The organism is Sphingobium limneticum, assembly GCF_008710165.1.
Classification (GTDB): Bacteria; Pseudomonadota; Alphaproteobacteria; order Sphingomonadales; family Sphingomonadaceae; genus Sphingobium; species Sphingobium limneticum.
This window is the reverse complement of sequence record NZ_VYQA01000009.1, coordinates 21,238-48,196: the sequence shown is the minus strand read 5'-3', so window position 1 is coordinate 48,196 and position 26,959 is coordinate 21,238. Positions and strand designations below refer to the sequence as shown.

The following is a 26,959-nucleotide window of genomic DNA, read 5'->3' as shown; positions in this document are numbered from 1 at the left end:
CCGCTGCAATCACCCCTTGCTACGGCGATAGGCCTCCAGCGCACGCTCACGCCCTTCGCGATGGCCGATGATCTTGGCGGGGTAGTTGGACGCGCGCGCGCCATGGGCGTCGGGATCATGGATCACCGCATCGGACAGGTCGGCCAATTCAGGCACCCATTCGCGAATATAGTCGGCCGCGTCGAACTTGTCCGACTGTGTCAGCGGCGCCATGATGCGGGTGAAGAGATTGGCGTCCACGCCGCTGCCCGCCACCCACTGCCAATTGACGCTGTTATTGGCATAATCGGCATCGACCAGCGTGTCCCAAAACCAGCGCGCGCCATGGCGCCAGTCGATCAGCAAATGCTTGATCAGGAAGCTGGCGGCAATCATGCGCACACGGTTATGCATCCATCCCGTCATCCAAAGCTGCCGCATGCCGGCGTCTACGATCGGATAACCGGTACGTCCCGTCTTCCAGGCCGTGAAGTCCGGCCCCGCTTCCCGCAGGTCGCGCCAGTTCAGCCGGTCGAAATCCGTCCTGGCATTGGCCGATCCGTAGGTGGGCAATTCACAAATCTGGACATGGGCATAATCCCGCCAGATCAGCTCTTTAAGAAAGATTGTTGCATCATGCCCTGAACTTTCGACACGGTGCCAGACATAGGCAGGCGTCACTTCGCCGAAGTGAAGATGCGCGGACAGACGCGACGTGCCCTCAATCGAAGGCAGGTTTCTGGCGGTCGGGTAGTCGCCCGCTTCATCGAGAAAATTCGCGACATTGGCGCGCGCGCCCTTTTCCCCCGGCGTCCAGTCCTTCGCAAAGCCCGGCGCCCAATCCGGCTTTGTCGGCAGCAACGCCCAACTCTCCAGCGACTCGCTCTTGGGCCATTGCGTCGGCGCTTCTATATGGGCCGGCGCGGGATGGGGCGGCGGTGGCGGCATATGCTCCATCACCGCGCGGGCAAAGGGCGTGTAGATACGATACATGCCCCCTGCCCCCGTCCGCACGGCACCGGGCGGAAGCAACAGGCCGCCGTCATGCAGACACAGGTCCAGCAGCCTGGCGACCGCCTTTTCGGCATTGCGCCACCATGGCTCATAATGATGCAGCGCATGGATCCGCGATGCGCCCACTTCCTTCGCCAGCGCCGCCAGCACATCCACGCTCTTGCCGCGCCGCAGGATCAGGCGCGACCCCTTGTCCCGCAGGCTTTCGTCCAGCCGGCTCAGGCTATGGTGCAGCCACCAGCGGGCCGCACCGCCCATCGCCCATTGGCGTGGGCTTTCATCGTCCAATATATAGACGGGTATGACCGGACCTTCGCTGGCGGCGGCTGTCAGTGCAGCCTGATCGGACAGGCGAAGATCCTGGCGGAGCCAGAGCAGGACGGGTTTGGACATGCCCAAGCCAATGCGCGCCATGGCGTGCGGTTCCAAGCGGCCATTGGGGCATATTGCCTTCGTTATGGTGGCATCGATCGGTCGCAAATCGGCAGGATGATGATTCGGCCAATGGACGCGGGGCCTCACCCCGCTTATTCTGGCGAAGACGCCGATGTTCGGCGATGGCGGCCTTTCAGGGGATGGAAAGACGCCGTCACAATATTTGTTTGGGGAAATCATGGCTTCGATGCCGAACGATCAGGAATTGGGATACCGGCCGTGCGTCGGGATCATGCTCGTCAACACGGATGGCAAGGTGTTCGTGGGTCAGCGGCTCGATAATGTGGTCGAGGCGTGGCAGATGCCGCAGGGCGGCATCGACGAAGGCGAAGAAGCGAAAGCCGCCGCTTTGCGCGAATTGGAAGAGGAAACCGGCATCCGCAGCGAGTTGGTCGAGATCATCGCCACGGCCAAGGACGAGCATTTCTACGATCTGCCGCCTGAACTGGTCGGCAAGCTGTGGGGCGGCAAATATCGCGGCCAACGCCAATTTTGGTTCCTGGCCCGCTTTATCGGCAAGGACAGCGACATCGATATCCAGACCAAGCATCCTGAATTTCGGGAATGGCGCTGGACAGCGCCCGATACGCTGCCGGAGTTGATCGTGCCGTTCAAACGCAAGCTGTATCGCGACATATTGCAGGAGTTCCGGGCGCTTATCTGACCAGATGGGCGTTTTGGGGGCTTAAAATCTGCTGTCGCTTGTCTATGACGGGCCTATGCATGCCCGTCTGATCCCCTTGTCGTTGCTGATTGCTGCCCTGCCTGCCGCTGCGCAGGCAGCCGAATCGGCCCTGCTGCCACCCGCCGTGCGCGAGATGATGGAAGCGGCGATCGCCAACGGCAACGAAACCGACATCGCCACCGTGTCGAAAATCGCCAAGCAGACCAATCCGGCATCGGCCGACGAAATCCAGCGCATGGTCAATAGCTGGAAGGAACGGACCAAGGCCACGCATGACACTGTGATTCGCGAGGCGCGCTTCAACGAGCTATGGACCGGCCGGATCGAGGCCGGCGGCTTCCGTTCCACCGGCTCCACCAGCGAATTGGGCATCAGTGCATCGGCCACGGCCACCCGCGCCGGCCTGCAATGGTCGCACAAGCTGACTGCCGCTGCAGACTATCGCCGCGCCAACGGCGTGACATCGCGCGAGCGTTATTTCGCCGGCTATGAGCCGCGCTACGAGTTCGACCCGCGCGGCTTCGCCTATGGCCTGGCCCAGTTCGAGCGCGATACGTCGATCGGCTATGACGAGCGTTACACCGCTTCGGTCGGTGTCGGGTACAAGCTTATCGTCAGCAAGCCGGTCGATCTGTCGGCCGATATCGGTCCTTCGGTGCGTCATGCCAAATATATGATCGGCGATCGGGAAACGAAATTGGGCGTTCGCGGATCGATGGCGCTGGCGTGGCGCGCCACGCCGACGGTGACGTTCAAGCAGACCGCATCAGGCTATGCGGAGAGCGACGTCTATACGCTCAACGCCCTGTCCTCGGTCGAAACGAAGGTCAGCACAAGACTGTCGGCGGCTTTTTCCTACAATATCCAATATGAGTCGGAGACATTGTTGACGACACGCGACCTCGACACGCTGAGCCGGTTGACCCTGACCTATGATTTCTGAACCACGCAATTTTATTGCGGGGGTGGAGGCCGGCCCGGCGCTCTGATAGATCAAAGCGGATGAGGGATTTTTCATCGCAGGAACGGCTATTGCTCGATCGCGCGGCTGCCGCGCCGATGCTGGCGCAGACGCAGGCCTGGGCCGCGATCAACAGCGGCTCGCGCAATCTGAACGGGCTTGCTCAAATGGCGGATGTGCTGGCCGACGCCTTTTCCATCCTGCCCGGCGACCTGCGCCTGATCGCCCCGGCGCCGGTCGAGAGCGTGACGCAGGACGGGCGCGTTCAACCGATCGCCCATGGCCGGCACCTTCACCTGTCGGTTCGCCCCGATGCGCCGATCCGGCTGTTGCTGACCGGGCATATGGACACGGTCTTTCCCATCGATCATCCGTTTCAGGAGCAGCGCTGGCTGGAACCGGGCATCCTGAACGGCCCCGGTGTCGCCGATATGAAGGGTGGCATCGCCGTCATGCTGGCGGCGCTGACCGCGATCGAGGGATCGGAGGCGGTGGCGACGCTGGGCTATGACGTCATCATCAACAGCGACGAGGAAGTGGGCAGCGCGTCTTCTGCCGCGCTGCTGCGGACGGCTGCGGCGGGTAAGCTGGCGGCCTTCACCTATGAACCGTCGGCCCTGCCGGACGGGACGCTGGCCGGCGCGCGCGCAGGGAGCGGCAATTTCTCGATCATCGTTACCGGCCTCAGCGCCCATGCCGGCCGCAATCCCGATGATGGGCGCAATGCCCTGCTCGCCGCCGCCGATCTGGCGCTGCGCTTGAAGGCGGGTAGCAAAGGCAGCGGTTTTTCCTGCAACCCGGCGAAGATCGACGGCGGCGGCCCGAACAATGTCGTGCCCGACCACGCCGTGCTGCGGGTCAATTTCCGGCCCCGGACACCGGCGGACGAAATCGCCGCCCGCGCACTGATCGACCGGGCCATGGCCGATGTCGCCCGCGACCATGACGTCAGCCTGCATCTGCATGGCAGCTTCGGCCGCCCGCCCAAGCCGATGGACGGCAAGGCGCAGGCATTGTTCGGGCTGGTCCGGCAATGCGGCGCGGATCTGGGCCTCAGCATCGGCTGGCGCGACACGGGCGGCGTGTGCGACGGCAACAATATCGCCGCCTGCGGTGTGCCTGTGGTCGACACGATGGGCGTGCGCGGCGGCAGCATTCATAGCGATGCCGAATTTCTGCTGACCGACAGCCTGCCTGAACGGGCGCAACTGTCGGCGCTGGCCATATGGCGGATCGCGCAGGGGCAATTCATACCAGGACATAATCAGACAGAGGGGATGACCGCTTGAGCTTCATCATGCGCATCGCGCGCGCGGACGATCTGCAAACGCTCTATGAAATGGCCAAGCTGACCGGCGGTGGCTTCACCAACCTGCCGCCCGACCGCACGTCGTTGGCCGCCAAGCTGGAGCGAACCGAAAAAGCATTGGCGCGCGAAGGCGACGGCATTGAGGACGAACTGATCGTCATGGTGCTGGAAAATGTCGAAACGGGGCAGGTGCGCGGCACTTGCCAGATATTCTCCACCGTCGGGCAAAGCTGGCCCTTCTACAGCTATCGTCTGGGCGTGCTGACCCAGCATAGCCGGGAATTGGGCCGCACCTTCCGCGCGCAGATGCTCTCGCTCACCACCGATCTGGAAGGATCGGCGGAGGTCGGCGGCCTGTTCCTGCATCCGCGCGAGCGGGCCGAGGGGCTGGGCCTGCTGCTGGCGCGCAGCCGCTATCTTTACATCCGCGCGCATCGCAGCCGCTTCGGCGACAAGGTGCTGGCCGAATTGCGCGGCGTGATCGACGAGGCAGGCGGGTCGCCCTTCTGGGACGGTCTGGCCGGCCGCTTTTTCGGCATGAATTTTCAGGAAGCGGACGAATTCAATGCGGTGAACGGCAACCAGTTCATCGCCGACCTGATGCCCAAGACGCCGATCTACACCGCCATGCTGACCGACAGCGCCCGCGCCGTCATCGGCCTGCCCCACCCCAATGGCCGCGCGGCGATGCGGATGCTGGAGACGGAGGGCTTCGACAATGCGGGCTATGTCGACATTTTCGATGGCGGCCCGACCATGGTGGGGCAGATCGACCAGCTGCGCACGATCGCCGGCGCGCGCGACGTCACTTTGTCCGCCACCCATGACAAGGGCGGCGACAAGATGCTGATCGCGACCGGCCGACTGGCCGACTATCGCTGCACCTGGGGTTTCGTGCAGCAGGACGACAAGGGCGACATATCGCTCGACGCGGCCAGCGCAGCACGACTTGGCCTCGATATCGGAGCGTCCTTCACCATGGCGGGCCGGGCATGAGCATCCGGGAAATCAATTTCGACGGGATCATCGGTCCCAGCCATAATTATGCGGGCCTCAGCCTTGGCAACCTCGCCTCCGCGCGCAATGCCGGTGGCGTGTCGCATCCGCGCGCGGCGGCGCTTCAGGGGCTGGAGAAGATGCGGGGCAATATCCGCCTCGGCCTGACGCAAGGCATCTTCCTGCCGCAATGGCGGCCCGACGTCGCCTGGCTGACGAAGCTGGGCACGGATGTCGGCAATGCGGAACCGCATATCCGGGCGGCGGCCATGTCCGCTTCCTCCATGTGGGCGGCCAACGCCGCGACCATCTCGCCGGCCAGCGACACGGCGGATGGGCGCACGCACCTGACCGTCGCCAACCTCGTCACCATGCCGCATCGCAGCCATGAATGGCCCCAGACGCTGGCACAATTGCGCATCGCCTTTTCCGACAGCCGGGCCTTCGCCGTGCATGATCCGATCCCGGCGCCTTTCGGTGACGAGGGCGCGGCCAACCATATGCGACTGGCACAGAGCCATGGCGAGGCTGGCATCGAAGTCTTCGTCTATGGCCGTGCGGGCGGTGCCTTCCCCGCGCGCCAGCATGTCGAGGCGAGCAAGGCGATCGCCCGCAACCATGGCCTGGACCCCGCCCGCACTTTGTTCGTCGAGCAATCCGAAGCGGCGATCGCCGCAGGGGCCTTTCACAATGATGTCGTGGCCGTGGCCAACGAGCATGTGCTCTTCGCCCATGAGCAGGCCTTTGCCGACAAGGCGACCTTCTACGCCGACCTGCGCGCGGCTCTGCCCTGTGTCGACATCGTCGAGGTACCGGCCAGCGCGGTCAGCCTGAGCGATGCGATCAAATCCTATCTGTTCAACGCGCAACTCGTCACCCTGCCCGACGGCGGCGGCATGGCGCTGATCCTGCCGACCGAAGCGCAAGAGACGCCGGCGGTCTGGCAATGGCTTGAGCAGTTGATCGCCGGCAATGGTCCGATCCGCCGACTGGTACCTGTCGACGTGCGCCAATCCATGGCCAATGGCGGCGGCCCCGCCTGCCTCCGATTGCGCGTGGTGGCCGACCCCGCCGACATCGACCCCCGCTTCCTGGTGGACGAAGCGCGCTTGGATGATATTGCGCAGATCGTGTCCCAATATTGGCCATTATCCATCGAACCCCAGGATTTGGGCGACACGCGGCTGATTGCCCGGATCGAACAATCATGGTTAACTCTTGTTGACCATTTGCAGCTGTCGGGCGACTTGTCTCCCTGACGGCAGGGCAAGCCGGACGGGATGATATGGAACGGATCAAGAGCCTCTTCACCATCAAGACCAAGTTCGAGGCGTTTCTGGTCATCTATGCGCTGGCGCTGGGCGCGGCCGAGCGTGGGCATGTCTATATGCAACAATATCCGGGCACCGGCGGCCACCTGCTGGCGCTCGCCTGTTCGGGCGCGGTCTTCATGGCCGGGGGCAAGATCATCGATGCGCTGGACTATCAGCGCGGCCTGTAATCATCCGCTGTAATCGCCGGCTTCTTCCATAACGGATCGAACTGCGCGATCCGATCCGCCCGATCTGCACTATCCTCCCTCCGTTGGGTTCATGGAGGGAAAGTGACATGCTGGATGATCGTCGCAGGCGCAGCGTGCCCGCCGCCGAACTGGTGCGCAACTTCGCCCATTGGCGGGAAGTCGGATCGCGTGAGCCGGTGATGGTGACGCATCATGGCCGCGAAACCCATGTCTTCATGGGGCTGGACCGGTTTCGGACGATGGCGGTTGGGGATGACGAAGCGCCGGCCCCCGATCGTACCTTCGAACTGGCGGCGCGCATGCATCAGGGGCTGGTCCTGTGCGGGCCGGACCTCGCCATCACTTATGTAAATGGCGTGGCGCTGGCCATGGCCAAGCGTTGGGACCGCGATCTGGAAGGGCAATCCTTATGGAACGCCTTTCCCGAACTGGCCGGATCGCTGACGGAAGCGCATATCCGCCACAGCCTGTCCTCCGGCGAAGCCAGCGGGGCCGATATCCCCTCCCCCTTTCGCGATGATGTGTGGCTGCATGTGCAGACATTCCCCTTTGCCGGTGGCGTCGCTCTGTTGTTGCGGGACATTACTGCCGACATGCAGCGCCATCGGTTGGCCGACGTCAAATCGGCGATCCTCAAAGCCATGGGCGTGCATGGCGGCGTAGGCTATGTCCGTGTGTCGATGCGCGGCTTCATCGAGGTGGTGAACGACAGCTTCTGCGCGATGGTCGGCCTTGCTGCCGATCGCCTGGCCGATGTGCCGATCGCCGATCTGGTCGAACTGCCCTCCCGCCCGCTGTTTCGCGAACGGCTGGAGCGGGTGTTGCGGGGTGAGGGCGACATGCGCTTTGCCACCCAGTTGCTGACCAATGAGGGGGTACTCGCGCCCGTAGATGCCGCCATCGCGCGCCTGCATGGCATTTACGGGACGGAGGGTGCGGTGATCGTCGTCACCTCGCATAGCATGCCCTGATTTGCCGCCAACAACGTCCATATCGGACAGAGCGCATCCGCCCAGCACAAGATTTGCGCGAAATCGCCCGTTCCCGTCCGGATACCCATGCCAAAGCCTATGTAAAATCCGTCAATCGCGACGGATGGTCGGCAAACCCGATATTGAACCATGCGCGCTACCATGGCTTTCATGACCTGCGATAGCATCCTTGCCCGACCATGCCGGCTGCTTATCCGGCTTATCCGCCATCAGGCCGGCAGCAGCCTGATCGAGGCAGCCTTCGTCCTGCCGGTTCTGATCCTGCTGCTGATGGGCATATTGGGCTATGGCAGCTGGTTCATGACGGCCCATAGCCTGCAACAGGCAGCCAATGATGCCGCTCGTGCCTCAGTGGGCGGGCTGACCACCAATGAGCGCCGCACCCTGGTCGACCAGAGCATCATTGCCGCCCGCGCCGCCTTCCCCGCCCCCGCTGCCCAGACGATCGGCGTCAGCACGGGGGAGAATAGCGGCTATTACCGGGTGACGCTGCGCTACAATCTGGCCAACGCCCCGCTCTTCGCCGCCATGCCGCTCCCCTTGCCCGGCGCCACGCTGGAGCGTAGCGCGGTCGTGCGGATCAACAGCCAATGATCCGCGCGCCCTTTCATCGCGCGCTCACGCGGGACCGGCGCGGGGGCGTTACGCTGATCCTGGCCGGATCGCTGTTCATGCTGGCGGGGGCTGCGACCGTCGCGGTCGATCTTGGGTCCGTCTATCTCGCCCGTCGCCAATTGCAGGGCGTGGCGGATGCAGCGGCGCTGGCCGCCGCCGATGGCGGGCGCTCCGCCGCCGTACAGCTGATCGACCAGAGCGGCGTCAACGGCATCGCTCTGGCTACGCTCGACACCGGCAGCTATGCCGCCGACCCAACCGTACCGGTGGAGCAGCGGTTCCGCGCCAACGATCCGACCGGCGGCGCGATGCGGGTCGAACTGCGCAGACGCACACCGCTTTTCTTCGGCCGGTTGCTGGTCGGGCGCGATGGCATAGACCTGAGCGCGCGGGCAACCGCGGCCCGCAGCGATGCGGCAGCCTTCTCCCTTGGCACGGGCCTCGCCTCGCTCAGCGGCGGCTTGCCCAACATGCTTCTGTCCAACCTGGCCGGAACCGAGCTCAATCTGTCGGTGATGGACTATAATGGGCTGGTCAGCGCAGACCTGGACCTGTTGGGGTTTGCGGATGCGCTACGCGCGCGAACCGGGCGAAATGGCGAAGCATATGGCGCGCTGTTCGACCGGGACATTCCTCTGGCAGATCTGCTGGGTGCGATGGCGGACAGCGCAGGCAACAGTGCCGCCACCCACACGCTGCTGGCACTGGCGGGCCGCATACCGGGCCGGTCCGTGCGGCTGAGCGACATTATCGATCTTGGCCCCATGCGCGGCGCCGCCAATGCCAGTGGCCAGCCCAGCGTGGTGCTCGACGCCTTCTCCATGTTGCGCATGCTCCTCAGCCCGCCGTCCGGCACTACGATCCCGATGGACCTGCGCATCGCCGTACCTGGCCTGACCAGCACAAGGCTGATGCTGGTGACGGGCGAAGGGCAGGCCAGATCCCCATTGATGAGCATCACCGCCAAGCGCGACGTGGTGTTGCGCACGGCGCAAACACGCCTCTATCTGGAAAGCACGGTTGCCACCGCCCTGTCGGGCATCGCATCGGTGCGGATCCCGCTCTATATCGAACTGGCCGCCGCCGAAGCACGTCTGTCCGATATCCAATGCGGAGAAACGGGCGGCGTCACGCTTGCGGTTACGCCATCGGTGGGTGTGGCCGCGCTGGGCGATATCGATATGAACGCGCTGACCAATTTCTCCGTGCCGGCCAGCCCGCGCGCCACCGTACTGGCACAGGCATTGGGCACCCGCGTCACCGGCTATGCCAATATCGCTCTGGGCGGCACGCAAACCCACAATGTCCATTTTTCCCCAGCAGAGATCGGCGCGCAACAGGCCAAGACCATCGGCACGCAGGATCTGACCCAGGGGATAGCTGCCAGCCTGGCGGGGCAGACGCAGCTTCAGGTGTCGTTACTGGGCCTGACTGTCAGCAACAGCCCACTGACACCGCTCGTGGGCGCCCTGCTGGGCACCACGGCGCCCCTGCTGGACGGCATCGTCAACAGCGTCACCGCGACATTGGGCGTCCGCGTGGGATCGGCGGAGGTACGTGTGCATCAGCGCCGGTGCGGCATGGCGTCCATCGTCGCCTGATCCCCTTGCCTTCGCGTCGCTCCGCCTTCAGGAGCGTTGCATGGGCGCTATCATGTTGCAGGGAACCGGATCGGACGTCGGCAAATCGGTGCTGGTGGCGGGGCTATGCCGCGCGCTGCTGCGCCGGGGCTATCGGGTGCGTCCGTTCAAGCCGCAAAATATGTCTAACAATGCCGCCGTCACCAGCGACGGGGGCGAGATCGGCCGGGCGCAGGCCTTGCAGGCCATCGCCTGCGGCGTGGCGCCGCATACGGACATGAACCCGGTGCTGCTGAAGCCGCAGGCCGATCGCACATCGCAATTGATCGTCCATGGCCAGGTGCGTGGGACGCTGGGCTCCGGCAATTTCCGCAGCGCGCGGGGACAGTTGCTGGGCGCCGTATTGGAAAGCTACGACCGGTTGCGCGGCCAGTGCGACATCGTCGTTGTCGAAGGTGCCGGGTCGCCGGCCGAAATCAACCTGCGCGGCGGCGACATCGCCAATATGGGCTTCGCGCGCGCTGCCAACCTTCCCGTCATTCTGGTGGGCGATATCGACCGTGGCGGCGTGATCGCGGCGGTGGTCGGCACCCGCACGGTGATCGACCCGGACGATGCGGCGATGATCCAAGGTTTCCTGATCAACAAATTCCGTGGCGACCCGGCCCTGTTCGAGGATGGCTATCGCCAGATCGAGGCGCTGTCGGGCTGGCGTGGCTTTGGCGTGGTGCCATGGCTGGACGCCGTTGCCCGCCTGCCCAGCGAGGATGCGGTTGTGCTGGAGCGGCGGATATTCTCCTCTGCCGCGCCGCTGGTCGTCGCTTGCCCGGTCCTGCCGCGCATTTCCAATTTCGACGATCTCGACCCGCTCAAGCTGGAGCCGGGCATCGACCTGCGCATGATCGGCCCCGGTCAGGCCATTCCCGGCGACGCGGCGCTCGTGATACTGCCGGGATCGAAGGCGACCATTGCCGATATGCGCGCGCTGGTGGCGCAGGGATGGGACATCGACATTCGCGCCCATCATCGGCGCGGTGGGGCCGTGCTGGGCCTGTGTGGCGGCTATCAGATGCTGGGGCGGACCATCGCCGACCCCGATGGGCTGGAGGGGCCGGCGGGATCGGTCGCGGGGCTGGGCCTGCTCGACGTGGACACGCGGCTGTCGGCCGGCAAGACGCTGGAGCAGGTGCGGGGCCGCGCGCTGGATGCCGATTTTGGCGGCTATGAAATGCATATGGGCGCCACTGCCGGTCCCGACTGCGAGCGGCCCTTCGCGCTGCTTGATGGCGCACGGCCGGATGGCGCGATCAGTCGCGACGGGAGGGTGATGGGCAGCTATGTCCATGGCCTGCTGGGCAGCACCGCCCTGCGCGATGCCCTGTTACAACGGCTGGGCGGTCAATCGACCGGTGCGGACTATGACCAGTCGGTCGAGGATGCGCTGGATGAGGTTGCCGCGCTGCTCGAAGCGCATGTCGATATCGACGCGATGGTCGCGCTGGCCATGGCGTGAGGGCAAAGAAAAAGGCGGCTTTCGCCGCCTGATTTTTCTCCACCGCAGGGAGAATGGTGCACCCGGAACGATTCGAACGTCCGACCCTCAGATTCGTAGTCTGATGCTCTATCCAGCTGAGCTACGGGTGCACTTTTCTATGCAAAGGCAAAGGCTTGAAGCCAAAACCTATCACGATGTTTCCAATGGTGCACCCGGAACGATTCGAACGTCCGACCCTCAGATTCGTAGTCTGATGCTCTATCCAGCTGAGCTACGGGTGCGTTGGAGAGGCGCAGATAGAAGCGCTTAGCAGATTGGGCAAGCCCCTTTTTTCCCTTTCTTGCACTTTTATGGCCCGGCAACTTTTAACCCCCGTTTTTCGTTGATGCGGTCAGGAGGATTCGATGATGAGCTTCAATCTGAACGAGGCGGCGCTGCTGCTGATTGCACTGGTGATCGGCTGGCTGCTGGGCCTGATGATGAGCGGTCGCGGTAAATATCGTCGACTGTGGCGTGACGAGCAGATTGCCCATCGCCAGGCGATCAAGGATCGCGACACGCGGATCGAGGCGTCCAATGCCCGCATCGCGGAACTGGAGCGGCAGTCGACCGGGCCGATCGGCGCTGGCACCGCCACGGCGGTTGCGGGCGCGGTGCATGGCCGCGACGATCTGAGCCGGATCAGCGGGGTCAGTCAGGCGCAGGAGGTTGCGTTGAACGAGGCTGGCTATCATCGCTATGGCCAGATCGCCGCGCTCAATGCCGAGCAGGAAGCCACGCTGGAGGCGCGTCTGGGCCTGAAGCCTGGCACCATCACCCATGAAGATTGGCGCAAGCAGGCCGATGATCTCGCGCATGGCCGCAAGCGCGGCCTGTTCGGCTAAATAGGCTTAGCCAAAAGGAAAAAAGGGCAGGGTTTGATGCCCCGCCCTTTTCATATCACTTCTTCGCGAGCGCGGCCTGCGCCGCAGCGAGGCGAGCGATCGGCACGCGGTAGGGCGATGCCGAGACATAATCGAGGCCGGTCTGCTCACAGAAGGCGATCGAAGCCGGATCGCCACCATGTTCGCCGCAGATGCCGAGCTTGATGCCCGGACGGGTTTTGCGACCGCGTTCCGCCGCCAGTTCGATCAGTTCGCCCACGCCTTCCACATCGATGCTGACAAAGGGATCGCGGGCGAAGATGCCCTTGTCCACATATTGCGTCAGGAACCGGCCAGCATCGTCGCGGCTGATGCCGATCGTCGTCTGCGTCAGGTCGTTGGTGCCGAACGAGAAGAACTCCCCGACTTCGGCGATCTCACCGGCCTTCAACGCTGCGCGCGGCAGTTCGATCATGGTGCCGACCAGATAGTCGACGCTGTTGCCCTGTTCTTCGAACACTTCGGCTGCAACGCGATCGACGATCGCCTTCATCAGCTCCAGTTCCTTGCGCGTGGCGACCAGCGGGATCATGATTTCCGGGATCGGCGCTTCGCCGCCCCGCGCCTTCACGATCAGCGCCGCTTCGAAGATGGCGCGCGCCTGCATCTCGTAGATTTCGGGATAGGTCACGCCCAGGCGGCAACCGCGATGCCCCAGCATCGGGTTGAATTCATGCAGTTCGGCGGCGCGCCGCTTGAGCGTATCGACGCTGACGCCAGCCCCCTTCGCCACTTCCTCGAACTCCGCTTCGCCATGCGGCAGGAATTCGTGCAGCGGCGGATCGAGCAGGCGGATGGTGACCGGCAGGCCGGCCATCACCATGAAGATCTGTGCGAAATCGTCCCGCTGTTCGGGCAGCAGCTTGTCGAGCGCTACGCGGCGGCCCTTCTCGCTGTCGGCCAGGATCATTTCGCGGACGGCGGTGATGCGCGCCGCGTCGAAGAACATATGTTCGGTCCGGCACAGGCCCACGCCTTCCGCGCCGAATTCGCGCGCGACCTTACAGTCCTGCGGCGTTTCAGCGTTGGCGCGCACCTTGAGGCGACGAACCTTGTCCGCCCACACCATCAACGTGCCGAAATCACCGGCCAATTCGGGCTGAACCGTCGGCACTTCGCCGGCCATCACTTCGCCAGTCGACCCGTCGATGGTCAGGATGTCCCCTTCCTTCAACTCACGACCGCCCACGCGCAGGATCTTGGTCTTGCCGTCGATCGAAATGCCGCCAGCGCCCGAGACGCAGGGACGACCCATGCCACGCGCCACGACGGCGGCGTGGCTGGTCATGCCGCCACGCGCGGTCAGGATGCCCTTGGCCGCGTGCATGCCGTGAATATCTTCCGGCGAAGTTTCGACACGGACGAGGATGACGGCGTCGCCCAGTTCGGCGCGGCGCTCCGCAGTGTCGGCGTCGAACACGATCAGGCCCGATGCGGCGCCCGGCGAGGCCGGCAGGCCCTTGGTCAGCACATCGCGCGGCGCGCTGGGATCGAGGGTCGGGTGAAGCAGCTGGTCCAGCGCGGCGGGATCGACGCGGGCGACGGCTTCTTCTTCGGTGATGAGGCCCTCATGCGCCATATCCACGGCCATTTTCAGCGCGGCCTTGGCGGTGCGCTTGCCCGAACGGGTTTGCAGCATCCACAGCTTGCCCTGCTGCACCGTGAATTCGATGTCCTGCATGTCGCGATAATGGGTTTCGAGGATTTCGAACACCTTCGCCAGTTCGGCATAGGTTTCCGGCATCGCCTCTTCCATCGACAGCGGCTTGGCCCCTGCCCGCTCGCGCGCGGCCAGCGTCAGATATTGCGGGGTGCGGATGCCGGCGACGACATCCTCACCCTGCGCGTTGATCAGATATTCGCCATAATAGGCGTTTTCGCCGGTCGACGGATCGCGCGTGAAGGCGACGCCGGTGGCCGACGTCTCACCCATATTGCCGAACACCATCGCCTGCACATTGACGGCGGTGCCCCATTCGCCGGGGATGTTGTTGAGGCGGCGATATACCTTCGCACGCTCCGACTGCCAGGAGCCGAACACGGCCGAAATCGCGCCCCACAGCTGGTCATGCACATCCTGCGGGAAGGGCTTGTTCCACAGTTTCTGGACCAGCGCCTTATATTCGGCGACCAGCGTCTTCCAGTCGTCGGCGGTCAGCTCGGTATCGAGCGTATAGCCATTATCTTCCTTGGCGATTTCGAGCGCTTCCTCGAACGCGCCATGGTCCAGTTCCAGCACGACGTCCGAATACATCTGGATGAAACGGCGATAGCTGTCCCAGGCGAAACGCTCGTCGCCCGAGGTGTTGGCCAGGCCGATCACGGTTTCGTCGTTGAGGCCGAGGTTGAGGACGGTGTCCATCATGCCGGGCATCGACGCGCGCGCACCCGAACGGACCGACACCAACAGCGGATCGGCGGCATCGCCGAAACGCTTGCCGGTGATGCCCTCGATATGCGCGATGCCATTGGCGACTTCGGCGTTCAGGCTTTCGGGATATTTGCCACCGTCCACATAATAGCGGGTGCACATGTCCGTCGTGATGGTGAAGCCCGGCGGCACCGGCAGGCCGATCGCCGCCATGCCGTCCAGATTGGCGCCCTTGCCGCCCAGCAGATTGCGGTCGCCCTGACCGCCATCGTCCACGCCGCCGCCGAAACGATAGACATAGCGGGTCGCGGTGCTGTTCATGATGGCCTCTTCCGTCGTAACCATAGATCCGGCTCTCCCTGCACTGATTGCCGTGTTGTGCGATGCAATAATAATGTCGCAAATAGCGATTTAAGATAGAATAGAATAGGAGATAACGCGCTTAACTTCGCATATTTCCCATTCATTTCGGAATTTAATGTCCTTATCCCGTAATTTTCGAAAAGTCCGCCACGTTGTGCACCGCAGCACGCACCCGCGCCAGCAGCGCGAGGCGAGTCGTGCGCTTCGCCGGATCGGCGTCGTTGACCGTGACGCTTTCAAAGAAGGCGTCGATCGGCGCGCGAAGCGTGGCAAGCGCGGCCATGGCGCCCTCGAAATCCTCGGCCGCAACAGCCTGCGCCGCTTGGGGCTCCGCTATGTCGAGCGCGGCGAGCAGGTCAGCTTCGGCATGTTCGGGCGTGTAGGACAGTTCCCCTTTCGTCACCCCAGCGAAGGCTGGGGTCTCATGAGGCAGCGCGCCATCGCCTGCGACCCCAGCCTTAGCTGGGGTGACGGAAAGATCAGGCGCTTCCTTCTTGAGGATATTGGCGGCGCGCTTGTACCCTGCGAGCAGGTTCACGCCGTCGTCGGTCGCGACGAAGGACTGAAGTGCCTTCACACGGGCGAGCAGCCGGACGAGATCATCCTCGCCGCCCAGCGCGAACACGGCGTCGATCAGGTCGTGGCGGACGCCCGCTTCCTTCTGCTGGACCTTGAGGCGATCGGCGAAGAAATCGAGAAGCTTGTCAGCCTTGTCTCCCGCGCGCGCAGAAAACTTGTCTAGTTCTTCTTGAGAGGTTGCTCGCTGCGTAAATTGCGCCTGTGTATTTATATACTCTTCCTGGGTCATGGGATCACCCCCATCACTTCTGGCTTTAGCTAGATTTTCAAGCTTTTTAAACCATTCGTAACCCACAACACGACCCGCGGCACGAGCCATCCCCAAATGAATTGGCAAGCTGAGTCGAGTACGCAAATCATTGCGACTTAGTAATTCAATCACCGCAATAGCAGCACGCCTCAATGCAAAAGGATCTTTTGACCCGGTTGGGGGAAGATCAGCTATGAAGAAACAAGCCAACGTATCCAGCTTGTCCGCCAAACTCACCGCCACCGTCACCGGCGCAGTCGGCACATCATCGCCCTGCCCGACCGGCTTGTAATGGTCGCGGATAGCGTCGGCCATGGCATCCGGCAGGCGTTCGGCTCGGGCGTAATAGCCGCCCATCACGCCTTGCAATTCGGGGAATTCGCCGACCATTTCGGTGACGAGGTCCGCCTTGGCCAGGCGAGCGGCCTGTTCGGCGAGGTCGGCCAACTCTTCCTTCGTCATGCCAGCGAAGGCTGGCATCTCAGGCGTCGGCGCGCTGTCGCCTGCGACCCCCGCCTTCGCGGGGGTGACGGTTGTGGTGGGGGCAACGATCCCCTCTTCCACCAGCCAGCGGGCCAGCTTGGCGACCCGCTCCACCTTGTCGGCGACAGTGCCCAGCTTTTCGTGGAAGGTGATGCGTTCCAGCTTCAGCGCATGATCCGCCAGCGGCGTCTTGCGGTCCTGCTCCCAGAAGAAGCGGGCGTCGCTCAGGCGCGCGGCCAGCACCTTGCGGTTGCCGGCGATGATCGCCGCGCCGCCATCCTTCGCCTCGATATTGGCGGTGCAGATGAAGGCGGGCGCCAGCTTGCCATCGCCATCACGCAGCACGAAATATTTCTGGTTGATCCGGAGGGTCAGCTGAATGACTTCAGGCGGCACCTCAAGGAAGGCCGGGTCGAAATCGCCCAGCAGCGGCACCGGCCATTCGGTCAGCCCCGCATTTTCCGCGATCAGCCCCTTGTCCTCGATCACGCTATAGCCATGCGCGGCAGCGGCTTCGTCGGCCTTTGCCGCGATGATCGCCTGCCGTTCCTGATGGCTGACGATCACATGGCAGGCGCGCAGCTTTTCGACATAGTCGTCCGCGCCGCCGATGGTGATTTCCCCGGCATGGTGGAAGCGATGGCCAAGCGTGGCATAGCCAGACCGCACATCCTCCACCGCGATATCGACCAGTTCTTCACCCAGGATCGCGACGATCCCCTTGAGGGGCCGGACCCAGCGCAGGCTTTCGGTCGTCTGGCTGGCCGCGCCCCAGCGCATCGACTTGGGCCAGGGGAAGGCGCGGATGACGGCGGGGACAGCTTCGGCCAGCACATCGGCGGTCGCGCGGCCGGGCTTGTTCACCACGGCGAACCACACGCCGTCGCGATCTTCCAACTGGTCTTGGCGAAGGCCGGTCTTGCGCAGGAAGCCTTCCAGCGCCTGCGCCGGGGCGCTGGTGCGCGGGCCTTTGAACTCTTCGCTGACGGCCGCCGTTTCCAGCGGCAGGTCGCGCGCGATCAGCGCTAGACGGCGGGGCGTCACGAAGCTGTCGATCGACGCGGGCTTCAGGCCGGCCTTGGCCAGCTCCTCGGTGAAGAGGCGGGCGAGGTCGTCGGAGGCCTTCAACTGCATGCGCGCCGGAATTTCTTCGCAGCGGATTTCAAGGAGGAAATCAGTCATGCGATTTCCTCCGAAGCCCCAGCGAAGGCTGGGGCCGCAATCGAACGGAGCGCCACATCGCCTGAGATCCCAGCCTTCGCTGGGATGACGGATCTAAACTTGGTCATCACGCGGCCCACCCGTTCACGTCCATCCACTTTTCGCAGCTACCCTTCGCCATGTCGCGCACCTGGCCCATATAGCTGGCACGTTCCTGCACGGAGATCACGCCGCGCGCCTGAAGCAGGTTGAAGGTGTGGCTGGCCTTGATCGCCTGCTCGAAGGCCGCCAGCGGCACGCCATTTTCGATGCACTGGTCATATTCCGCACGGCAATCCTTGAACCAGCGGAACAGTTTTTCGGTGTCGGCAACCTCGAAATTCCATTTCGACATCTGCTTCTCGTTTTCGAGGAACACGTCGCCATAGGTAACGCCCGCATCGTTGAACTTGAGGTCATAGACGCTGTCGACGCCCTGAATATACATGGCGAGCCGTTCGAGGCCGTAGGTCAGTTCACCCGCGACCGGCTTGCAGTCATAGCCGCCCATCTGCTGGAAATAGGTGAACTGGGTGACTTCCATGCCGTCGCACCACACTTCCCAGCCCAGGCCCCAGGCGCCCAGCGTCGGGCTTTCCCAGTCATCCTCGACGAAGCGGATGTCGTGGACCAGCGGATCGATGCCGATTTCCACCAGCGAACCCAGATAGAGTTCCTGAAGGTTCGCCGGGGACGGCTTCATGATCACCTGATATTGGTAATAATGCTGAAGCCGGTTGGGATTTTCGCCATAGCGGCCATCGGTCGGGCGGCGGCTGGGCTGCACATAGGCGGCGTTCCAGGCGTTCGGTCCGAGCGCCCGCAGCGTGGTCGCGGGGTGGAAGGTGCCCGCGCCGACTTCCATGTCGAGCGGCTGAAGGATGACGCATCCCTGCTTCCCCCAATAGGCATGCAGGGTCAGGATCAAGTCCTGGAAGGAAAGCACTTTGCCTTCGGCCACGGATAGTCCTCAAAAATTGCTATCTAGAATGTCGCGCGCCTTGGCGCATGGCATGGCCATGGTCAAGGAAAAGCGGCGGGAAACAGGGTTAAGCGGCTTGCCCTGACGCCGCATGCTCCCCATTGAAGGAGGCATGAAGATGCTCCCCACCCTGTTCCGTGCGTTCAGTGCCGCGCTGCTGATGATCGGCGGCGTCGCGCAGGCCCGCACGGCTGAAACCGCGACCCCTGCCCTGTGGCAGGTGAAGGATGATGACACGACCATCTATCTGTTCGGCACCGTCCATGTGATGAAGCCCGATATCGACTGGTTCCATGGCGACGTGAAGCGCGCTTTCGACCGGGCCGATACGCTGGTGCTGGAGATTATCGAGCCGGACGATCCCAATGCGATCGGCGCGACCATGGCGGGTCTGGCGATGGCGAAGGACGGGGTGAAGCTGTCGGATCGACTGACGCCGGATGCGCGGACGAAATATCAGGCGGCGATGGATGCGAACGGCCTGCCCTGGCGGACATTCGACATGTTCAATCCGTGGATGAGCGGCATGGCCCTGTCGGTCGCGCCACTGGAGAAGCTGGGCTACAAGAATGATCTGGGCGCGGAAAAGATCCTGCGCAGCGCCGTCACCGGCGCTGGCAAGAAGGTCGAAGCGCTGGAGACGGTGGAGCAGCAGGTCGGCTTTTTCGCCAGCCTGCCGATGGAGCAGCAATTGCAGTTCCTGAATGCAACGGTCGACGGCCTGCCGGACATGGAAAAGGAATTTGGCGACCTGCTGCGCTATTGGCAGGCGGGGCAGCCCGACAAGCTGGCCGCATCGATGAACGAGTCGCTGGAGGCCACGCCGGAACTGGCACAGGTGCTGCTGACCGGGCGCAACGCCAATTGGGCGAAGTGGATCAAGGCGCGGCTGGAGCAGCCGGGTACCGTCTTCGTGGCGGTCGGCGCGGGCCATCTGGCCGGCAAGGGCAGCGTGCAGGAACAGCTCAAGGCGCTGGGCGTCCAGGCCAAGCGGATGAAGAAGGTCAAGCCATGATGCGCATCGCGACCCGCCTGCTGGCGCTATTTGCTCTAACATTGGTCGCGGCTTGCGGTCAGGACAGCAAGCCGGTGGCTAAGGTCGAGGGCGGCCCTGCCCTGTGGCAGGTGCAGCGCGGCGAGCTGAACGGCTGGCTGTTCGGCACCATCCATGTCCTGCCCAAGGGCGTCGCGTGGGATACACCGGCGATCAAGGAGGCGATGGGCGCGTCCGACCGGCTGATATTGGAAGCGGCCGATTTGCAGGACGAGCAGAAGACGCTGGGCCTGTTCGAGAAAATGGGCCGCAGCCCCGGCTTGCCGCCGCTGGAAAAGCGGGTGCCCGATGGCGAGAAGGCGGCGCTGAGGAAGGCGATGGCCGATGGCGGCACGAACAGCCAGCTGCTGTCCGGCTATGAAAGCTGGGCCGCCGCGATGCTGCTGTCCGCCGCCAGCCAGCAGGGTCTGGGCGTCAGCCAGAGCGACGGCGTGGAGCCGGTGCTGATCGAGACGTACAAGAAAGCCAAAAAGCCGATCGGCGGGCTTGAGACGGTGGAGCGGCAATTCGCGGCGTTCGACACGCTGCCTGAAACCGCGCAGTCCGCGCTGCTGGTGCAGACCGTGCATGAGGCCAAGGGGATGAAGGCACTGTACGATCGCATCCTCACCGCCTGGTCGAAGGGCGACATGGAGGCGATCGCCAAGGAAGACAAGGTCGGCGAGCAGCCCGACCCGGTGGTTGAGGAAGCGATCCTGGTCGCCCGCAATCGCGATTGGGTGAAGGCGATCGAACCGATGAAGGGCCGCCCCTTCATCGCGGTGGGCGCCGGGCATTTGACCGGGCGCGAAAATCTGATCGAGTTGCTGAAGACGCAGGGGTACACGATCACGCGGGTGCAATAACCTCCAGCACCACCTCCGTTCGTGCTGAGCTTGTCGAAGCACGCGGGCAGACGTTCGCGCATCCGTCCTTCGACAGGCTCAGGACGAACGGAGGCTGGAGATTACAACCACGCCCACCCCTTGCCTTTCCGCCATTTCCTGCTAAAGGGCCGCGTTCCCGCGATGGTCATCCCTGGAGGCGTGGCGGGAAATTGTATCAATTTTGCTTTTGGAGACACGCAATGAGCGAGCAGCTTACGCTGTCGGCCGAGGCACGCGATCGGGCAGGCAAGGGAGCCTCCCGCGCCCTCCGCCGTGAGGGCCGCGTACCCGCCGTCATCTATGGAATGAACGAAGAACCCCTGTCGATCCATGTCGAGGAAAAGCTCCTCAACAAGCAGCTCGGCACCGGCCACTTCTTCAATTCGGTCATCATGGTCGAAGTCGGCGGCAAGACCGTCCGCACGCTCGCCAAGGACGTGGCCTTCCACCCCGTCACCGACCGTCCGCTGCACGCCGATTTCCTGCGCGTTTCGGAACATGCCACCGTTCACGTCCATGTGCCGGTGCGCTTCGAAAATGAAGACGCATCGCCGGGCCTGAAGAAGGGCGGCGTGCTCAACGTCGTGGCGCATGACATCGAACTGGTCGTCGACGCCGCCAACATCCCCGACGAAGTGGTGGTCGACTTGACCGGCCTGGAAGTCGGCGATTCGCTGCACATCAGCGCTGTGACCCTGCCCAAGGGCACCACGGCCCTGCATGCCGACACCGATTTCAGCATCGCGACTGTCGTCGCTCCTTCGGCTCTCAAGAGCGCCGAAGGCGAAGCTGAGGCCGAAGCGGAAGGCGAATAAGCCTTTTCCAGCTTTAAGCTATTTGCGAAATCCCGTTCGAGCCACGCTCGGGCGGGGTTTTGCTTTTCTGGAGGATTTCGATGCAGATCTGGGCGGGCCTGGGCAATCCGGGACAGCAATATGCGATGCACCGGCACAATGTCGGCTTCATGGTCGCGGACCTGATCGCGGACATGCATCGCTTCTCCCCACCCAAGAAGCAGTTCCAGGGCTGGGTTCAGGAAGGTCGGATCGGCACCGATAAAATCATCCTGCTCAAACCCGCCACCTTCATGAACGAAAGCGGCCGTTCGATCGGCGAAGCGATGCGCTTCTACAAGCTGACGCCGCAGGACGTCACCGTCTTCCACGACGAGCTCGACCTCGTGCCCATGAAGGTGAAGGTGAAGCGCGGCGGCGGCAATGCCGGGCACAACGGGTTGCGGTCCACCGACGCGCATATCGGCAATGATTTTCGCCGGGTGCGGATCGGCATCGGCCATCCGGGGCATAAGGACAAGGTCCATGGCTATGTGCTGGGCAATTATGCCAAGAGCGAAATGGACGCGCTGGCCGACATGCTGGGCGCGACCAGTGCCGAAGCCGAATGGCTGGCGAAGAATGACGACGTCCGCTTCATGAACGAGATCGCCCGCCGCCTGGCGGATTGAACGGCCGAAACATCTTTACCCAACCGCCATGACAATGGCTCAACGGACCAATCACGGCGTTCCCCGGCGAAGGCCGGGGTCCAGATGAGACGCTGAAACTGGGCCCCGGCCTTCGCCGGGGAACACCCTGCTATCTATGCCGCTCGATATAGACTGACATCACCCTGCCAGGATGTCGCAACTGGATTGCGCAGTGCAACATTGCCGGGCCATAAGGCGCCTGAAATGCAGTTCAGGGGATTTCGGGTGATTCAGACTGTTTCGACGACGCCGTTCAATGACCAGAAGCCTGGCACGTCCGGCCTGCGCAAGAAGGTCCGCATCTTCCAGCAGCCCCATTATGCGGAAAATTTCGTCCAGTCGGTGTTCGACAGCCTCGACGGCTTTGTCGGCGAAACGCTGGTCGTGGGCGGCGACGGACGCTATCTCAACCGCGAAGTCATCCAGATCGTGCTGAAAATGGCCGCCGCCAACGGCTTTGGTCGCGTCATCGTGGGTCAGGGCGGCATCCTGTCCACCCCCGCCGCATCGCACCTGATCCGCTCTGCCGGCGCCTTTGGCGGCCTCGTCCTGTCAGCCAGCCACAATCCCGGCGGCCCGGACGAGGATTTCGGCATCAAATATAATATCGGCAATGGCGGTCCGGCACCGGAAAAGGTGACCGATGCCATCGCCGCGCGATCGCTGGTGATCGACAGCTACAAAATCCTGGAAGCCGCCGATGTCGATATCGACGCGATCGGCACCAGCCAGCTGGGCGACATGACCGTCGAAGTGGTCGATCCCGTCACCGCCTATGCCGAACTGATGGAAAGCCTGTTCGATTTCTCCGCCATCCGCGCGCAGATCGCCGGCGGCTTCACCCTTGCCTTCGACAGCATGAGCGCGGTCACCGGCCCCTATGCGGTGGAGATTTTCGAGCGTCGCCTCGGCGCCCCGGCTGGCACGGTGATGAATGGCACTCCGCTGCCCGATTTCGGCCATCACCATCCCGACCCCAATCTGGTCCACGCCAAGCAATTATACGACCGGATGATGGCCGCCGACGCGCCAGATTTCGGCGCAGCGTCGGACGGCGACGGCGACCGCAACCTCATCATAGGCCGGCACAGCTATGTGACGCCGTCGGATTCGCTCGCCGTGCTGGCCGCCAACGCCCATCTGGCGCCGGGCTATAAGGCTGGGCTCAAGGGCATCGCGCGCTCCATGCCGACCAGCGGCGCAGCCGACCGGGTCGCGGAAAAGCTGGGCGCGCCGCTCTATGAAACGCCGACCGGCTGGAAATTCTTCGGCAACCTTCTGGACGCCGGCATGGCGACCATCTGCGGTGAGGAAAGCGCGGGCACCGGGTCCGACCATGTGCGCGAAAAGGATGGCATCTGGGCCGTTCTGCTCTGGCTCAACATTCTGGCCGTGCGGCAGCAGAGCGTTGCTGCGATCATGGCCGATCATTGGGCCACCTATGGCCGCAACTACTATGCCCGCCACGATTATGAAGCGATCGCCAAGGACAAGGCTGACGCGCTGATGGCGGCGCTGCGCGGAGCGCTCGCTACCCTGCCCGGCACCGGCAATAGCGGCGGTACGGTGAAGAGCGCCGACGATTTCGCCTATACCGACCCGACCGATCAGTCGGTCAGCCGCAATCAGGGCGTGCGCATCTTGTTCGAGGACGGATCGCGCGTCGTGTTCCGTCTGTCGGGCACTGGCACCGAGGGCGCGACGCTGCGTGTCTATATCGAACGCTATGTCGGGCCGGATGGCGATCTGGGACTGGAGACGGGCGAGGCCCTTGCGCCGCTGATCGCCGCTGCGCAGGAGGTCGCCGATATCAGCGGCTATACCGGCATGGACAAGCCCAGCGTCATCACCTGATCCCGGCCGCAGCGCACAAAGCAGGCTTGCGCCGGACACAAACTCACAGCCGGGAAACGGGATAGCAATGCGCGCGCATTATGGGGACAGGCACTTTCTCCTGTCCCAAGGACCATCATGCGCCGCCTTGCTGCCTGCTTTTCCGCCTGCCTCGCCCTCCTTTCGAGCCCCGCCGGCGCGGCGACCAGCGAAGACGAGCAATTCTGGCTCAACCTGACCGCGATGGGATCGATCAAGGACGAACTGGTCTATTTCGCGGAAATCCAGCCGCGGATCGGCGATGGGATGTCGCGCGTCGACCAGTCGCTGTTTCGCGGCGCGCTGGGCTGGAAACTCTCGCCCACTATGACCGTCTATCAGGGCTATGCCCATGTCGTCGTGCCGATCGAGGGCGGCAAGGATATCAATGAGGAGCGCAGTTTCCAGCAATTGAGCTGGACGCTGGGTAAGCCCTGGGGTGGCGAACTCTCATCTCGCACCCGTCTGGAGCAGCGTTGGCGCTCGAACGGCGACGATATGGGATGGCGCCTGCGCGAAATGCTGCGGTACGAAAAGCCGCTCAAGCCGGGCAGCGATGCCGTCAACGCTTTGGTCTATGCGGAAGGATTCGCCGCCCTCAACGATACGGATTGGGGCGCGCGCAGCGGCTTCGACCAGCTACGCAGCTTCGTCGGCGCGGAAATCGGCCTGCCCGGCGCATCGACGCTGGAGGTGGGCTATCTCAACCAGTTGGTAAATCAGCGCGCCGGCAACACACGCGTCAACCATGTCGCGTCGGTCACTTTATTCTTTCGGCACTGAAGGATTTTACAATAAGCCTTTGATAACAAAGGCAAATAGGTAAAATGCATGGCAGCTTTATCAGAGGCCCGAAAAAAGCAAAGCCATTACAGCATGTTAAAGCCGTGCAATCCCAAACACCTGTCCAACTCGCTGTCGCAAAACCGCCTTACCGCCCGTTGTCCGCAATGATGTCCACGCTGGTCTTGCCGCCCGGCGCGTCTGTGAACAGGATGAAATAGGCGCTGCCATCGGCGCCGCGCGTACCGCCCAGCACATGGTCGCCGCCCAAAATCTTGTGCTCGCCATCATATCCGGCACGGCGCGCCAGCGTGTAATAATAATCCATCACGCCCTGGCGCGGCACGGCAGTCACGAAGCTCGCCGCCCGCAATGTGCAGCCGTCCACCTGCGCGCCAGCCGCCTCGGTCAGTTGCGCGCCGGGGTAAAGGGTGAAGGGTTCGGGCATGCGTTGCGCCCATTGCGTGCCGTAATTCAGTTTCTTGGCGCAATTCCCCTTGCCCGCGCCTTCCCGCGCGACCGCGCCCAGCGTCACGGTAGAGGCCAATGCTTCGCCCTGCGTCGCGGCCGGTGCGCTCAGTAGCTTGCCGCCCGCCAGCTTGACCGCCTGCGCCTGCGCCGCGCCGGCGTCGCCGCTCAGGACCGGCACCGCCCCATTGGCAGGCTTGTCGGCCGTCCGCACCGCATTGCGATTGGACTGGCCCACCAGTTGCGGATCGACCACGATCGGATCGGCCAGCGCGCCTTTCAGCGCCGGATCGGTTGCATTGTCGGTCAGTTGCGCGTCGAGCGACGCAAGATTGGCATCCTTGTCCCCCTTGCCACAGGCGGCGAGCGCCAGAACCAGGGATATCATGCCAACAGACCGGAAACGCGCCATCCTTCACTCCTTCGTAAACAAGCCCTGAAGAGCAAAGGTTAATATTGCGTTAGGACTATTGGTGAATCTGCAGATTTTTTGCGCAGGTGGCCAGCCAGGATCGACTGGCCTTGTCCCACTGTCTTGCTCTGGGACAGATGAACGGCCATGGTCGGCCCATGCTCAATATCCTGTCAGGCTTTATCGGCCTTGTCACCCTTGTCCTCATGATCCCGGCGGTGTTTCCGTTTTTGGGGGCGCTCAACTGGATCCTGATCCCACTGGCCCTGTTCGGGGCGTTCATCGGCTTGATGTCATCGAAGAAGGGCGGCCAGAATTTCTGCCTGATCGTTGCGGCCTTTGGCGCGTTGCGGCTCTTCCTGGGCGGAGGCATCTTCTGACACAGGAACATCCCGAAGCGCGTAAGGGGTTGCTGGCGGCACTGGGTTGCTATGGCCTGTGGGGTCTGCTGCCGCTCTTCTTTCGCCTGTTACACCATGTCGATCCGGTGGAGATCGTGACCCAGCGCATCCTCTGGTCGCTGCTGTTGATCCTGGCCATCTTGGCGATGCGCAAGGGGTTGCCGGCCTTTGTCGCCGCGCTGCGCGACCGCCGGCTGGTCCTGCCGCTGGCGGGTTCGGCGATCATGATCGGCATCAACTGGGTGACCTATGTCTGGGCCGTCAATGAAGGCCATATCGTCGCAGCGAGCCTGGGCTATTTCCTCAACCCGTTGGTCAATGTCGTGCTGGGCGTGCTGGTCCTCAAGGAAAAGCTGCGCCGGCCGCAGATGCTGGCGATCGCCGTGGCATCGATCGGCGTCGCCATCCTGGCCGCTTCGGCGTTGACGACCTTGTGGATCAGCCTGTCGCTAGCGTTCAGCTTCGCCTTTTACGCCCTGCTGCGTAAGCTGACGCCGGTCGCACCGATGACCGGTCTGGGCGTCGAAACCACGCTGCTGACCCCGCTCGCTATCGCCTATCTGCTCTGGGAACTCAGCCATGGCGGCACCGGCTTTGGTCAGGATGTGCCGACCACGGCGTTGCTGATCATCTCTGGCGCCGTAACCACCGTGCCGTTGGTGTTGTTCGCCATCGCTGCCCAGCGCCTGCCCATGTCGACGCTGGGCCTGATGCAATATCTTGCCCCCACGCTTCAGTTTCTGAGCGGCGTGCTGCTGTTCGGCGAGAAGCTGAGCGGCGGCCAGATGGCCAGTTTCGGACTGATCTGGGTCGGCCTGATCCTCTTTGCCAGCGACGGTATCGCCACCGCACGGCGCAACAGAATGGCGACGGCATAAGGCTT

Annotated in this window: 24 protein-coding genes and 2 tRNA genes; 19 read left to right on the top strand and 7 right to left on the bottom strand. The window is 63.3% G+C overall.

The window, feature by feature from the left end:
- Positions 1–9: 9 nt before the first annotated feature.
- A complete protein-coding gene (locus F4U95_RS13185) occupies positions 10–1,386 on the bottom strand; it encodes a cryptochrome/photolyase family protein (protein ID WP_150425976.1) in 1,377 nt (458 codons plus the stop codon).
- 220 nt (positions 1,387–1,606) lie between these two features.
- Here F4U95_RS13185 and F4U95_RS13180 point away from each other — a divergent pair, with 220 nt between their 5' ends.
- The 10 genes from F4U95_RS13180 (at position 1,607) to F4U95_RS13135 (ending at position 11,601) form a co-directional block, all read left to right on the top strand.
- Positions 1,607–2,092, top strand: coding sequence for an RNA pyrophosphohydrolase (locus tag F4U95_RS13180; RefSeq protein ID WP_120252053.1), 486 nt, complete (start codon positions 1,607–1,609; stop codon positions 2,090–2,092).
- Positions 2,093–2,147: 55 nt separating this feature from the next.
- On the top strand, positions 2,148–3,056 hold the full coding sequence (locus tag F4U95_RS13175; RefSeq protein WP_150425975.1) for a DUF481 domain-containing protein: 909 nt from the start codon (positions 2,148–2,150) through the stop codon (positions 3,054–3,056).
- Between the two features lie 59 nt (positions 3,057–3,115).
- On the top strand, positions 3,116–4,363 hold the full coding sequence (locus F4U95_RS13170; RefSeq protein ID WP_150425974.1) for a hydrolase: 1,248 nt from the start codon (positions 3,116–3,118) through the stop codon (positions 4,361–4,363).
- A gap of 8 nt (positions 4,364–4,371) precedes the next feature.
- On the top strand, positions 4,372–5,379 hold the full coding sequence (locus F4U95_RS13165) for an arginine N-succinyltransferase (protein ID WP_150426086.1): 1,008 nt from the start codon (positions 4,372–4,374) through the stop codon (positions 5,377–5,379).
- Positions 5,376–6,638, top strand: a complete 1,263-nt coding sequence (locus F4U95_RS13160; RefSeq protein WP_150425973.1) for an N-succinylarginine dihydrolase — start codon at positions 5,376–5,378, stop codon at positions 6,636–6,638. Before F4U95_RS13165 ends, F4U95_RS13160 begins: the two co-directional genes overlap by 4 nt.
- Before the next feature lie 26 nt (positions 6,639–6,664).
- On the top strand, positions 6,665–6,880 hold the full coding sequence (locus tag F4U95_RS13155) for a hypothetical protein (RefSeq protein WP_120250048.1): 216 nt from the start codon (positions 6,665–6,667) through the stop codon (positions 6,878–6,880).
- Between the two features lie 107 nt (positions 6,881–6,987).
- A complete protein-coding gene (locus F4U95_RS13150; protein WP_150425972.1) occupies positions 6,988–7,872 on the top strand; it encodes a PAS domain-containing protein in 885 nt (294 codons plus the stop codon).
- Between the two features lie 162 nt (positions 7,873–8,034).
- Positions 8,035–8,487, top strand: a complete 453-nt coding sequence (locus tag F4U95_RS13145; protein ID WP_246171590.1) for a TadE/TadG family type IV pilus assembly protein — start codon at positions 8,035–8,037, stop codon at positions 8,485–8,487.
- Entirely contained in the window at positions 8,484–10,109 is a 1,626-nt protein-coding gene (locus F4U95_RS13140) for a pilus assembly protein TadG-related protein (RefSeq protein WP_150425971.1), read from the top strand. Before F4U95_RS13145 ends, F4U95_RS13140 begins: the two co-directional genes overlap by 4 nt.
- Before the next feature lie 40 nt (positions 10,110–10,149).
- Positions 10,150–11,601 carry a cobyric acid synthase gene (locus F4U95_RS13135; RefSeq protein WP_150425970.1) on the top strand — a complete coding sequence of 484 codons (1,452 nt, stop codon included), beginning with the start codon at positions 10,150–10,152 and terminating at the stop codon, positions 11,599–11,601.
- 54 nt (positions 11,602–11,655) lie between these two features.
- Here the strand turns inward: F4U95_RS13135 and F4U95_RS13130 are convergent.
- Positions 11,656–11,732, bottom strand: a tRNA-Arg gene (locus F4U95_RS13130).
- A 55-nt stretch (positions 11,733–11,787) separates the two neighbouring features.
- Positions 11,788–11,864: transfer RNA gene (locus tag F4U95_RS13125), tRNA-Arg, on the bottom strand.
- A 126-nt stretch (positions 11,865–11,990) separates the two neighbouring features.
- Between F4U95_RS13125 and F4U95_RS13120 the strand changes: the two genes are divergently transcribed.
- A complete protein-coding gene (locus F4U95_RS13120; RefSeq protein WP_150426084.1) occupies positions 11,991–12,467 on the top strand; it encodes a hypothetical protein in 477 nt (158 codons plus the stop codon).
- A 55-nt stretch (positions 12,468–12,522) separates the two neighbouring features.
- Here the strand turns inward: F4U95_RS13120 and ppdK are convergent, their stop codons facing one another.
- The 3 genes from ppdK to F4U95_RS13105 form a co-directional block, all read right to left on the bottom strand.
- Complete coding sequence (gene ppdK, locus F4U95_RS13115) at positions 12,523–15,222, bottom strand: pyruvate, phosphate dikinase (RefSeq protein ID WP_150425969.1); 2,700 nt, start codon at positions 15,220–15,222, stop codon at positions 12,523–12,525.
- Between the two features lie 139 nt (positions 15,223–15,361).
- Positions 15,362–17,734, bottom strand: a complete 2,373-nt coding sequence (glyS, locus tag F4U95_RS13110) for a glycine--tRNA ligase subunit beta (RefSeq protein ID WP_150425968.1) — start codon at positions 17,732–17,734, stop codon at positions 15,362–15,364.
- Between the two features lie 106 nt (positions 17,735–17,840).
- A complete protein-coding gene (locus F4U95_RS13105) occupies positions 17,841–18,713 on the bottom strand; it encodes a glycine--tRNA ligase subunit alpha (protein WP_150425967.1) in 873 nt (290 codons plus the stop codon).
- A gap of 133 nt (positions 18,714–18,846) precedes the next feature.
- On the opposite strand from F4U95_RS13105, the gene F4U95_RS13100 reads away from it, so the two are divergent.
- The 6 genes from F4U95_RS13100 to F4U95_RS13075 all read left to right on the top strand — a co-directional run bounded on the left by F4U95_RS13100 (position 18,847) and on the right by F4U95_RS13075 (position 24,795).
- Entirely contained in the window at positions 18,847–19,749 is a 903-nt protein-coding gene (locus tag F4U95_RS13100) for a TraB/GumN family protein (RefSeq protein ID WP_150425966.1), read from the top strand.
- Entirely contained in the window at positions 19,749–20,633 is an 885-nt protein-coding gene (locus F4U95_RS13095; protein ID WP_150426083.1) for a TraB/GumN family protein, read from the top strand. The genes F4U95_RS13100 and F4U95_RS13095 overlap by 1 nt, the downstream gene beginning before the upstream one ends.
- 221 nt (positions 20,634–20,854) lie before the next feature.
- Entirely contained in the window at positions 20,855–21,469 is a 615-nt protein-coding gene (locus F4U95_RS13090; protein ID WP_120250039.1) for a 50S ribosomal protein L25/general stress protein Ctc, read from the top strand.
- 80 nt (positions 21,470–21,549) lie between these two features.
- Positions 21,550–22,119: an aminoacyl-tRNA hydrolase gene (gene pth, locus F4U95_RS13085; RefSeq protein ID WP_150425965.1), complete on the top strand. Its 570-nt coding sequence runs from the start codon at positions 21,550–21,552 to the stop codon at positions 22,117–22,119.
- A gap of 246 nt (positions 22,120–22,365) precedes the next feature.
- Entirely contained in the window at positions 22,366–23,994 is a 1,629-nt protein-coding gene (locus F4U95_RS13080; RefSeq protein WP_150425964.1) for an alpha-D-glucose phosphate-specific phosphoglucomutase, read from the top strand.
- Positions 23,995–24,111: 117 nt separating this feature from the next.
- Positions 24,112–24,795 (top strand): DUF2490 domain-containing protein, encoded by a 684-nt coding sequence (locus tag F4U95_RS13075; RefSeq protein WP_150425963.1) that lies wholly within the window; start codon positions 24,112–24,114, stop codon positions 24,793–24,795.
- Between the two features lie 148 nt (positions 24,796–24,943).
- On the opposite strand, the gene F4U95_RS13070 is transcribed toward F4U95_RS13075, so the two are convergent.
- Positions 24,944–25,675 (bottom strand): hypothetical protein, encoded by a 732-nt coding sequence (locus F4U95_RS13070; protein WP_150425962.1) that lies wholly within the window; start codon positions 25,673–25,675, stop codon positions 24,944–24,946.
- A 158-nt stretch (positions 25,676–25,833) separates the two neighbouring features.
- On the opposite strand from F4U95_RS13070, the gene F4U95_RS13065 reads away from it, so the two are divergent.
- Both F4U95_RS13065 and rarD read left to right on the top strand, forming a co-directional pair.
- Positions 25,834–26,055 (top strand): hypothetical protein, encoded by a 222-nt coding sequence (locus tag F4U95_RS13065; RefSeq protein WP_150426082.1) that lies wholly within the window; start codon positions 25,834–25,836, stop codon positions 26,053–26,055.
- A gap of 29 nt (positions 26,056–26,084) precedes the next feature.
- Positions 26,085–26,954 (top strand): EamA family transporter RarD, encoded by an 870-nt coding sequence (rarD, locus tag F4U95_RS13060; RefSeq protein ID WP_281347234.1) that lies wholly within the window; start codon positions 26,085–26,087, stop codon positions 26,952–26,954.
- The last annotated feature ends 5 nt before the right edge of the window (positions 26,955–26,959 follow it).